The following is an 11,105-nucleotide window of genomic DNA, read 5'->3' as shown; positions in this document are numbered from 1 at the left end:
CCACGGTGTGGCCGATGACTGGGGTGAAGTCGTAACAAGGTAGCCGTAGGGGAACCTGCGGCTGGATCACCTCCTTAACGAAAAGATGATTGGCTGGCAAGAATCCACAACAAGTTGTTCTTCATTGATGTATCTGAGGGTCTGTAGCTCAGTTGGTTAGAGCACACGCTTGATAAGCGTGGGGTCACAAGTTCAAGTCTTGTCAGACCCACCAAGTCTACGAAGCTGAAAAAAGCGACAGAGAAGAAGATATATCGAGATCTTAAGCTGGGGACTTAGCTTAGTTGGTAGAGCGCCTGCTTTGCACGCAGGAGGTCAGGAGTTCGACTCTCCTAGTCTCCACCACATATTTGCAACATTGACGAATATGTTAAAAAACAAGCGATTAAGTATATAGATTATAGAAATTAATGAGAGATTGGCGTATTATACGCATCTTGTTAACTTCTGTGATTTATCACAGTTTCTTGACCTGACGAAGGCAAGAGAAATCATTAACAGATTGGCAAATTTGAGTCTGAAATAAATTGTTCAAACTTGATTTTACTAGAAGGTAGCAAGCAATTGTTACTGTTTGGTGAAATTGAGAACTAGCAAATTAACTGAATCAAGCGTTTTGGTATATGAATTAAATTGAAGCTGTACGGTGATTAAGTTCACAGGACAACAAGCTGTAGCAATTAAGTTTGCACGTTGACATTCACTTGTAGAATGTAAACGACTGTTTGGGGTTGTATAGTCAAGTAATTAAGTGCATGTGGTGGATGCCTTGGCAGTCAGAGGCGATGAAAGACGTAATAGCCTGCGATAAGCTTCGGGGAGGCGGCAAATATCCTATGATCCGGAGATTTCTGAATGGGGAAACCCACCTACTATAAGGTAGGTATCATAAACTGAATACATAGGTTTATGAGGCGAACGAGGGGAAGTGAAACATCTCAGTACCCTTAGGAAAAGAAATCAATTGAGATTCCCTCAGTAGCGGCGAGCGAACGGGGAAGAGCCCATTAAGTAATGTGTGTTTTAGCGGAATGCTCTGGGAAGTGCAACCGTAGAGGGTGATAGTCCCGTACACGAAAGGGCACACATTATGATGACGAGTAGGGCGAGGCACGTGAAACCTTGTCTGAATATGGGGGGACCATCCTCCAAGGCTAAATACTCCTGACTGACCGATAGTGAACCAGTACCGTGAGGGAAAGGCGAAAAGAACCCCTGTGAGGGGAGTGAAATAGATCCTGAAACCGCATGCATACAAGCAGTGGGAGCCGACTTGTTCGGTGACTGCGTACCTTTTGTATAATGGGTCAGCGACTTATATTCAGTAGCGAGGTTAACCGCATAGGGGAGCCGTAGAGAAATCGAGTCTTAATAGGGCGTATAGTTGCTGGGTATAGACCCGAAACCGGGTGATCTATCCATGAGCAGGTTGAAGGTTGGGTAACACTAACTGGAGGACCGAACCCACTGTCGTTGAAAAGCCAGGGGATGACTTGTGGATAGGGGTGAAAGGCTAATCAAACTCGGTGATAGCTGGTTCTCCCCGAAAGCTATTTAGGTAGCGCCTCGGACGAATACCATAGGGGGTAGAGCACTGTTTCGGCTAGGGGGTCATCCCGACTTACCAAACCGATGCAAACTCCGAATACCTATGAGTACTATCCGGGAGACAGACTGCGGGTGCTAACGTCCGTAGTCAAGAGGAAAACAATCCAGACCGCCAGCTAAGGCCCCAAAATCATAGTTAAGTGGGAAACGATGTGGGAAGGCATAGACAGCTAGGAGGTTGGCTTAGAAGCAGCCACCCTTTAAAGAAAGCGTAATAGCTCACTAGTCGAGTCGGCCTGCGCGGAAGATGTAACGGGGCTAAAACTATGTGCCGAAGCTGCGGATTTGACTTTAAGTCAAGTGGTAGGGGAGCGTTCTGTAAGCCGATGAAGGTGTATTGAGAAGTATGCTGGAGGTATCAGAAGTGCGAATGCTGACGTGAGTAACGACAAAACGGGTGAAAAACCCGTTCGCTGAAAGACCAAGGGTTCCAGTCCAACGTTAATCGGGGCTGGGTGAGTCGACCCCTAAGGCGAGGCCGAAAGGCGTAGTCGATGGGAAATTGGTTAATATTCCAATACTTCTGTTTAATGCGATGAGAGGACGGAGAAGGTTAAGTCAGCCTGGCGTTGGTTGTCCAGGTGGAAGGAAGTAGGCATGCATCTTAGGCAAATCCGGGGTGCTCTATGCTGAGATCTGATAGCAAGCTAGTTTACTAGCGAAGTGGCTGATACCAAGCTTCCAGGAAAAGTCTCTAAGCTTCAGTTAAACAGGAATCGTACCCTAAACCGACACAGGTGGTCAGGTCGAGTAGACCAAAGCGCTTGAGAGAACTCTGCTGAAGGAACTAGGCAAAATGGTACCGTAACTTCGGGAGAAGGTACGCTGTTGTTGGTGATAGGACTTGCTCCTTGAGCTGATGACAGCCACAGAAACCAGGCCGCTGCAACTGTTTATTAAAAACATAGCACTCTGCAAACACGAAAGTGGACGTATAGGGTGTGATGCCTGCCCGGTGCTGGAAGGTTAATTGATGTGGTTAGCGCAAGCGAAGCTATTGATCGAAGCCCCAGTAAACGGCGGCCGTAACTATAACGGTCCTAAGGTAGCGAAATTCCTTGTCGGGTAAGTTCCGACCTGCACGAATGGCATAATGATGGCGGCGCTGTCTCCAGCAGAGGCTCAGTGAAATCGAAATCGCTGTGAAGATGCAGTGTACCCGCGGCTAGACGGAAAGACCCCGTGAACCTTTACTGCAGCTTGACATTGAACTTTGACCTTACTTGTGTAGGATAGGTGGGAGGCTTTGAAGTGGTGACGCCAGTTGCCATGGAGCCATCCTTGAAATACCACCCTGGTAATGTTGAGGTTCTAACTCTGCTCCCTAATCGGGAGCGAGGACCATGTCTGGTGGGTAGTTTGACTGGGGCGGTCTCCTCCTAAAGAGTAACGGAGGAGTACGAAGGTGCGCTCAGCGTGGTCGGAAATCACGCGTAGAGTATAAAGGCAAAAGCGCGCTTAACTGCGAGACCCACAAGTCGAGCAGGTACGAAAGTAGGTCTTAGTGATCCGGTGGTTCTGTATGGAAGGGCCATCGCTCAACGGATAAAAGGTACTCTGGGGATAACAGGCTGATACCGCCCAAGAGTTCATATCGACGGCGGTGTTTGGCACCTCGATGTCGGCTCATCTCATCCTGGGGCTGAAGCAGGTCCCAAGGGTATGGCTGTTCGCCATTTAAAGAGGTACGCGAGCTGGGTTTAGAACGTCGTGAGACAGTTCGGTCCCTATCTACCGTGGGCGCTGGAAATTTGAGAGGATCTGCTCCTAGTACGAGAGGACCAGAGTGGACGAACCTCTGGTGTACCGGTTGTGACGCCAGTCGCATCGCCGGGTAGCTATGTTCGGAAGGGATAACCGCTGAAAGCATCTAAGCGGGAAGCCTACCTCAAGATAAGATTTCCCTAGGACTTTATGTCCTCTAAAGATCCGTTCGAGACTAGGACGTTGATAGGTTGGATGTGGAAGCACGGTGACGTGTGAAGCTGACCAATACTAATTGATCGTGAGGCTTGACTATACAACACCCAAACAGTTGTATGTTTCAATAAATTCAATGCAAAATGCTTGATTTAGTTAATGCTAAAACTTAAAATTCAGACTTAAACAGCCTTCTGTTAATAACTCATTTGGATAGAGAGTAAGGAAGTAGCAAGACTACGTAAAACCCGAAATCACCATAACAGTTGTGCTGGCGACAATAGCAAGAGTGAACCACCTGATCCCTTCCCGAACTCAGAAGTGAAACCTCTTCGCGCTGATGGTAGTGTGGGGTTACCCATGTGAGAGTAAGTCATCGCCAGCTCATTATTCTAAAATCCCTCAATCTTATGGTTGGGGGATTTTTTTTGCCTGAAAATAACGATTATATTTTTTTGTAAATAATGTGATTCATATTATCTTTATTTTTAAAACATGGTTGTGTTGTGCATTTTCTAAACTAGATTATTTTCATGATTTATATATTGTTATAACTAAAATAAAAACTTTTACGGGGATGTGATGTTTATAACAATAACTCAGTTATGCGGAGGCATAGGGCTGTTTCTACTAGGCATGACTTTGATGACCGATAGTCTCAAAGAAATGGCAGGGGAAACTATTCGTGTTTGGCTTTCAAAATTTACAGGTTCAACTTTTAAGGCAATCTTGACTGGTGCAGTACTTACACTCATTGTTCAATCATCGACAGCGACGACTTTGGCAACGATTGGGTTTGTTAGTGCCGGTGTTTTAAGTTTTGTACATGCCATAGGTGTTGTGATTGGGGCAAGTTTAGGAAGCACCAGCACAGGCTGGATGGTGGCATTTCTTGGGGTTAAGTTTTCTATTGCTCAGATTGCTTTACCTTTAATTGCAATCGGAGCGATTTTAAAGTTATTTGCCAAAGGCCGTTTGGCTTTGTTGGGATTGACGATTGCTGGATTTGGGCTGATCTTTTTTGGTATCGATATTTTGCAAATAGCGATGTCTGACTTTGCTTCAAAAGTAAATCTTGCTCAATATCCTAGTGATACTTTGCTCAGTCAATGTCTGATTATTGTGATTGGTATTGTGATGACAATATTGATGCAATCTTCAAGTGCAGCCGTAACGGCAACAATTGCTGCTTTGGCAAGTAATGCGATCGATTTACAGCAGGCTTTTTGTCTAGTCATTGGGCTAAATATAGGAACAGTTTTTACATCAGTTTTAGCTGCACTAAGTGCAACTGTTGATGCCAAAAGAACAGCAGCAGTTCATGTGATATTTAAAATAATTTCTGCAGTATTTGCCGTATTTATATTGATGCCTGCATTTTTATGGCTTTATAAAAATAATGCTTATGTATCGAATTGGGATAATATTATTTTGGTTGCTGCCTTTCATACTTGTTTTAGCTTGATGGGAATCTTTATTTTTATTCCATTTTTAAAGCAAATTGAAAGTTTGATTACACGATTGATTCCAGACCATTCCCCATCAGTGCTGCAAATGTTGGATCGATCCAGTTTGTCTGTTCCTGCTTTAGCAATAAATGCAGCTTCTAAAGTGATGAATTACTGTATTTTTGACGTACTTTCCATGATCAAAAAAATGATCCAAGAAAGTATTCGGCCTTCAAACGATCAGCTCGCTAAAATTGATGAATATATTTTGGCATTACAGTTTTATTTGAGTGAAATCCCGATTTTAGAAAATGAAAAAGAGCAGAAGAATCTAATATATCTGCTTCGGATTATGGTCTATTTGCGTGTGCTAAGAAGTGATTTAGGCTCGATGACAAGTTATGCAGAAATGAGTACAGAACCTTCGCTTTATCATTTAGCGTTGGATTATGTACAAATTTTGGATAATCATTTAAAAGAAGCACAAGATCTTATATCTGCAAAAAACATGCAAGATTTAGACTTTGATTTAAATAACTTAAAACAATGGAATGAAGCTCATAGATCTGAAATTAGGAATGATATTGTTCATTATTCACAAAAGCATCAGTTAAATGCAGCTTATAGCTTGGAGTTGTTTGCTGCTCAGAGATGGTTAGATCGTTTAATTGAACATAGTCAGCGTTTAGCAAAAGTATTAAGTGAAAAGTATCAAATTAAAACAGAATGAAAGCTGTAAATTTGCAAATAAAGTAGCTTTTATTAATGCAATTCAGTTGTGATATGCCAATAGACTCTATTCATTTTAGAGAGTGAATTTTATAAAAATATAGATGTTCAAATAAATTGAAGCATATAAATGAAAAACCCCCGACATCCTGTCGAGGGGTTTTCGTATTGGTTATAAGGTATAACTCCTGTCCTACCTTTCGCATCCTGCGTTATTGTCATATTTATTCTTATTTTTACTGGAAACTTCCTGTTCCCTGATGAGTTCATAATATAAAAATCGAGCTATTCTGACTATACGCAAAATTCGGCATAACTTGTAAGAAATTGCTTACATCATCACAAAATTTGCATCATATTGAATGCTGTATATCATTAAAAATGCGCATTTAAACCGATATAAGGCCCATTAAAGTCCAGCTTATATTTGGTTTTATTTTCATCAACATCAATATACATGTAGCGATAGCCGACTTTTGCTCCAACATCCAACAGCATACTTTGAACAAAATCGTATTGTAGCTCAGCTTGGACATCAGTTAATGTCACATCACTATTTGCTCCAACAACCACTTCACCTTTGGCACTTAAACCTGTAAATGGTAATTTAGCTCCTACAGATGCATATGCAATAGGTGCATTGTCAGAAAGTGATGAATTGAATGATTGTAGGGCATTATATTGTTTGATTTTTCCATCAATATTTGCCATACCTAAACCAATATCAGCACTAACAATATTGTCGAGTATTTCATAATATAAAATATAGTCGGTATTGGTTAGATCAACTTTATTTGAGGCATATTGACCATTGTTAGTGCTTGTATTTAGATCGGTATATTTGATTTTTATATTGGGCAAGAGCGGAATTGGATGTTCAAATGCGATAGAGGCTTGTATTGCACCATCATGTTTTATGTCATTTTTATTTGATAGTCCTGCATAGGGATCGAGCAATAAATTATCGTTTCCCGTAGAGTTGGACAGGCTAGAATTATTTTTGTTATCAATAGAACCATTAAAATACCAATAATTTACATCGCCTTTTAAGCCTATAAAGTCTGCATGAGTAAAGCAACTCAACAAAAAAGTTGTCGTAAGTAATGTACATTTTGAAATTTTCATCATTCCCTCTAACCCAATCCACTAAGGCATGGTCTTGTTACTTAAAAATATTTAATTGGTGAACATTTGAGCGCATGATATAGAGGTTGATTTGATTTTGCATTATTAAAATTGAAAATTTGAGGACAAAATGAATAAACAAGTAGATACAGTGATCGAATTCCCTCTTTATGTTGCCAATAAAACGGCCAAAACTGGTCAATGGCTTGAAGTATTTCATAAATATACTGGGAAATTATATGCAAAAGTGGCTTTAGCAGATGCGAAAACACTGGAAAAAGCCATTAGTTCGGCAGTCAAAGCAGAAAAAGAAATGGCAGCACTTAAACCATTTCAAAAGCAAAAAATACTGTTGCACTGCGTACGACGATTTAATGAATTACGTGAAGAATTAGTTGAATTGTTGATCATTGAAGGGGGTAAGCCCAAAGCTGCTGCTACAGCTGAAGTTGAGCGTTTGATTAACACTTTTCAAACAGCAGCTGATGCAGTGACCCAGATTGAAAATGGTCGACTGATCCCACTTGCGATCACGCCTGCAGCGGGAGCATTCCGTGGCATGGTGCAACATGTTCCGATTGGGGCAGTGTCTTTAATTAGCCCATTTAATTTTCCTCTTAATTTAACTGCGCATAAAATTGCACCTGCGATTGCAGCAGGTTGTCCTTTTGTTTTGAAGCCAGCGAGTTTAACGCCAATTTCAGCTTTGAAAATTGCTGAGGTTTTAGCAGAAACGGATTTACCTAAAGGAGCATTTTCTGTATTGCCTTGTCAGCGAGAGCATGCTGATATTTTGGTTACAGATGAACGGTTTAAATTACTGAGTTTTACCGGTTCTGATCAAGTGGGTTGGGACATGAAAAATCGTGCAGGCAAGAAAAAAGTGACTTTGGAGTTGGGTGGAAATGCGGCTGTATTGATTGAACCTGATACGGAACTTTCGGATGCATTTTTCGATCGTATCATCTCGGGTGCATACAATCAGGCAGGTCAGGTGTGTATTAGTATCCAACGAATGTTAATCCATGCTGATATTTATAGTGAATTTAAGAAAAAACTATTGGCAAAACTTAAAAAAATCAAAGCAGATGATCCAAGTTTAGATACGACCTTGGTGGGTCCGATGATCAAGGAAGCAGAAGCAATTCGTTTAAAAAAATGGCTAGATAAAGCAGAGAAAAAGGGTGCAAAAATTTTAGTGGGTGGTGCATTAAATGGTGTAATGTTTGAGCCGACTTTACTGGAAAATGTCGATGATAAATTGGAAATTTATCAAAATGAAGCTTTTGGTCCAGTGGCAATGATTGAAAAGTATAAAGATTTTGAGCAGGGCATCGCTCGTATCAATGATAGTCGTTATGGGCTTCAAGCAGGTATTTATACGCAAAATCTCAATAAAATGCTGTATGCATGGGATCATTTACAAGTCGGTGGTGTCATTATCAATGATATTCCTACATTCCGAGTGGACAATATGCCTTATGGTGGCGTTAAAGATTCGGGAATTGGTCGCGAGGGGATTCACTCTGCGATTCGGGATATGCAAGAAGAACGTTTATTGGCAATAAAACAATAAACACGATGATTTGATCAATAGAAACTTGGGTCTGGTTAACATTTAAAGCTGTTATGTCGCGTTATTTATTTTAAATAAATCAATGATCTGAGTTTTTATTGAATAAAATATGGTTCTGCATATTTTAAAATAATGCTGTGATTTGCATTGGTATTAAATTTAATCAATACTGATATTTATTCATTTTTTATTTTATAGATAGACATCCAAATAATCCGACAAAGTGATCATGATGATGATAAAAAAACTATTTCTTGGCTTGATTTGCCTCAGTATTTCTATTTTAAGTTTTGCTTTTCAACCCAATCAGCTGGTCAATGATGCCCGCTCTCAAATCGGCAAAACCTTACTTTATGATCCAGCCTATACCAAACTAAGTTATCCGAACGGAGATGTCGCTATAATCAAAGGCGTGTGTACGGATGTAGTGATCCGTGCATTACGGAAGCAACATATTGATTTACAACAGCGTATTCATGAGGATATGCAAAAGAATTTTAAACAATATCCACAAAAATGGGGACTGAAGTCAACTGATAAAAATATTGATCACAGACGTGTGCCCAATATTATGACTTATTTTCAACGCCAAGGTTTTAGCACTAAAGATGATCAATACCTCGCTGGAGATATCGTGACTTGGGATTTGGGTAAGGGCTTGGTACATATTGGTATTATTTCAGATAAAAAAACCACTTTTTCAAATCGACCTTTGGTGATTCATAATATTGGTTATGGAACGCGTGAAAATGACATTTTGCATGAATATAAAATTATCGGACATTATCGTTTACCTACTTCATGGCATTAAAATTCATTTTTATAAAAAAATGACTTAAAAGAATATTAAAAGTCGTGATTAATTGGGGAAAATATCTTAAAAAACAGGTATTGTGGTGTCATAAAAGCAAACTCGTCAGAATTGTTACGAGCTTTGCTTGTTTGAAATCAGTATAAGATGTCACAGTACATCATCTATTATTCAAACAATAAGGAAATTGAACATCGCTCTTGTATTTCTTTGAATTTTAAAAAAAAGCAAAAGTAATCAAAGGGCATTATGATTTTAGGTGTTATATGACAGAAAAACGAGAAAATTGGTCTGCAAGATCTGGTTTTATTATTGCAGCAGTCGGTTCAGCTGTCGGCTTGGGAAACATTTGGAGATTTCCTTATGTCGCTTATGAAAATGGTGGGGGCGCATTCTTAGTCCCTTATTTGATTGCTCTCTTAACAGCCGGCTTACCCCTTTTATTTTTAGACTATGCGGTAGGTCACCGCAGTATCGGTTCACCTCCTAAAGCCTATAAGCAACTTTTTAAACCTGCTGAAACTCTGGGTTGGTGGCAGGTTTGTGTGTGTATCATCATCGGTTTGTACTATGCGGGCGTGTTGACATGGGCAGGAAGTTATATTTTCTTCTCACTAGGTCAATCTTGGGGGGCTGATCCTGAAGCTTTCTTCTTTAAGACGTATTTACAAACATCGAGTGCAGCAGGATTTGATTTTAGCTTCATTGGACATTTGTTCTGGCCGATTGTTGCGATTTGGATTTTGACTTTAGTCATTTTATATGGCGGTGTTAAAAAAGGTGTGGAGTTATCTAACCGAATTTTCTTACCGTTGTTGATGGTGTTATTTACCATTTTGGTTATTCAAGCGGTCCGTTTACCAGGTGCGGTTGAAGGTTTAAATGCTTTCTTTACACCTGATTGGTCAAAAATGATGAACTATAAAGTATGGCTTGCAGCTTATGGTCATATTTTCTTCTCATTATCTGTTGGTTTTGGGATCATGGTGACGTATTCATCTTATCTCAAACCAAAAACCGATTTGACTGGATCTGGTTTGATTGTTGGTTTTGCCAACTCTTCATTTGAGTTACTTGCAGGTATTGGTGTATTTGCAGCGCTTGGTTTTATGGCTTTTAGTGCGGGTAAACCTGTTCAAGAAGTGGTGAGTGGTGGTATTGGTTTAGCCTTTATTGCTTTCCCAAAAATCATTTCAAGCTTAGGTGCGGGTGCTGAGTTATTCGGTATTTTGTTCTTCACTTCGCTTTTTGTTGCGGGGATTACTTCAATGGTGAGTATCCTTGAAGTACCAATCGCAGCGATGCAAGACAAGATGAAATGGAGCCGTAAGAAAGCGGTGAGCGTCATCGGTGGTGGTAGTGCAGTTGTTTCGATCTTCTTATTTTCGAGTACAAATGCGATTAAACTTGTTGATATTATTGATCACTTTATCAATAACTTGGGTATTGTTTCTGGTGCTTTAGTTTCAATCATCATGGTGTCATGGTTTAAACGTGGCTTGATGCGTGAACTTGAGGCGCATGTTAATCACATTTCTACCATCAAACTTGGTCGCGCTTGGGAGTTTACCTTAACTATCGTGACACCTGTGGTATTGCTTTCTACGCTTTTGCTTGCGTTATTTGCCTTGATCCAAAATGGTTATGACACCTATTCAGGTCAATTGCTCGGTTGGTTTGGCTGGGGCAGTGTAATTTTCTGTGCACTAGGTGCATTGTTAATGTCTAAAGTTCACGATCGCTAGGAGCAAAACAATATGAATAATTCAGCATTATATATGATGATTTTATCCATGGTTTTATTGTGGGGAGGATTATTGTGGTCGGTTATACATTTGATTCGTCATCCAGAAGCGACCGATGTAGATGATTAATATTGAAAAAATCA

At 40.3% G+C, this 11,105-nt stretch carries 6 protein-coding genes, 2 tRNA genes and 3 rRNA genes (1 of these 11 cut by a window edge); 10 read left to right on the top strand and 1 reads right to left on the bottom strand.

The window, feature by feature from the left end; genetic code table 11:
- The 6 genes from F960_RS04315 to F960_RS04290 all read left to right on the top strand — a co-directional run.
- Positions 1-77: ribosomal RNA gene (locus tag F960_RS04315) — 16S ribosomal RNA — on the top strand; it begins 1,463 nt to the left of the window's first position.
- A gap of 60 nt (positions 78-137) precedes the next feature.
- A tRNA-Ile gene (locus F960_RS04310) sits at positions 138-214 on the top strand.
- Positions 215-269: 55 nt separating this feature from the next.
- A tRNA-Ala gene (locus F960_RS04305) sits at positions 270-345 on the top strand.
- A 392-nt stretch (positions 346-737) separates the two neighbouring features.
- Positions 738-3,628: ribosomal RNA gene (locus tag F960_RS04300) — 23S ribosomal RNA — on the top strand.
- Between the two features lie 170 nt (positions 3,629-3,798).
- A 5S ribosomal RNA gene (gene rrf, locus F960_RS04295) occupies positions 3,799-3,913 on the top strand.
- The 16S, 23S and 5S rRNA genes sit together here with 2 tRNA genes alongside, the layout of an rRNA operon.
- A gap of 197 nt (positions 3,914-4,110) precedes the next feature.
- Positions 4,111-5,706, top strand: a complete 1,596-nt coding sequence (locus F960_RS04290; protein ID WP_035372787.1) for a Na/Pi cotransporter family protein — start codon at positions 4,111-4,113, stop codon at positions 5,704-5,706.
- Positions 5,707-6,080: 374 nt separating this feature from the next.
- Here F960_RS04290 and F960_RS04285 read toward each other — a convergent pair whose 3' ends face one another.
- The gene (locus F960_RS04285; RefSeq protein ID WP_004858679.1) at positions 6,081-6,830 is read right to left on the bottom strand and encodes a TIGR04219 family outer membrane beta-barrel protein; all 750 of its coding nucleotides are present in this window, start codon (positions 6,828-6,830) and stop codon (positions 6,081-6,083) included.
- Positions 6,831-6,960: 130 nt separating this feature from the next.
- On the opposite strand from F960_RS04285, the gene F960_RS04280 reads away from it, so the two are divergent.
- The 4 genes from F960_RS04280 (at position 6,961) to F960_RS21725 (ending at position 11,091) form a co-directional block, all read left to right on the top strand.
- On the top strand, positions 6,961-8,406 hold the full coding sequence (locus F960_RS04280) for an aldehyde dehydrogenase family protein (protein WP_004858677.1): 1,446 nt from the start codon (positions 6,961-6,963) through the stop codon (positions 8,404-8,406).
- A 232-nt stretch (positions 8,407-8,638) separates the two neighbouring features.
- A complete protein-coding gene (locus tag F960_RS04275; protein ID WP_081401776.1) occupies positions 8,639-9,217 on the top strand; it encodes a DUF1287 domain-containing protein in 579 nt (192 codons plus the stop codon).
- 266 nt (positions 9,218-9,483) lie between these two features.
- Entirely contained in the window at positions 9,484-10,962 is a 1,479-nt protein-coding gene (locus tag F960_RS04270) for a sodium-dependent transporter (protein ID WP_004858670.1), read from the top strand.
- Positions 10,963-10,974: 12 nt separating this feature from the next.
- Positions 10,975-11,091: a methionine/alanine import family NSS transporter small subunit gene (locus tag F960_RS21725; protein WP_004858668.1), complete on the top strand. Its 117-nt coding sequence runs from the start codon at positions 10,975-10,977 to the stop codon at positions 11,089-11,091.
- Positions 11,092-11,105: the final 14 nt, after the last annotated feature.

It is taken from the genome of Acinetobacter gerneri DSM 14967 = CIP 107464 = MTCC 9824, assembly GCF_000368565.1.
Lineage (GTDB): Bacteria > Pseudomonadota > Gammaproteobacteria > Pseudomonadales > Moraxellaceae > Acinetobacter > Acinetobacter gerneri.
Note: the sequence above shows the minus strand (reverse complement) of the source record. Positions and strands in the feature narration are given on the sequence as shown.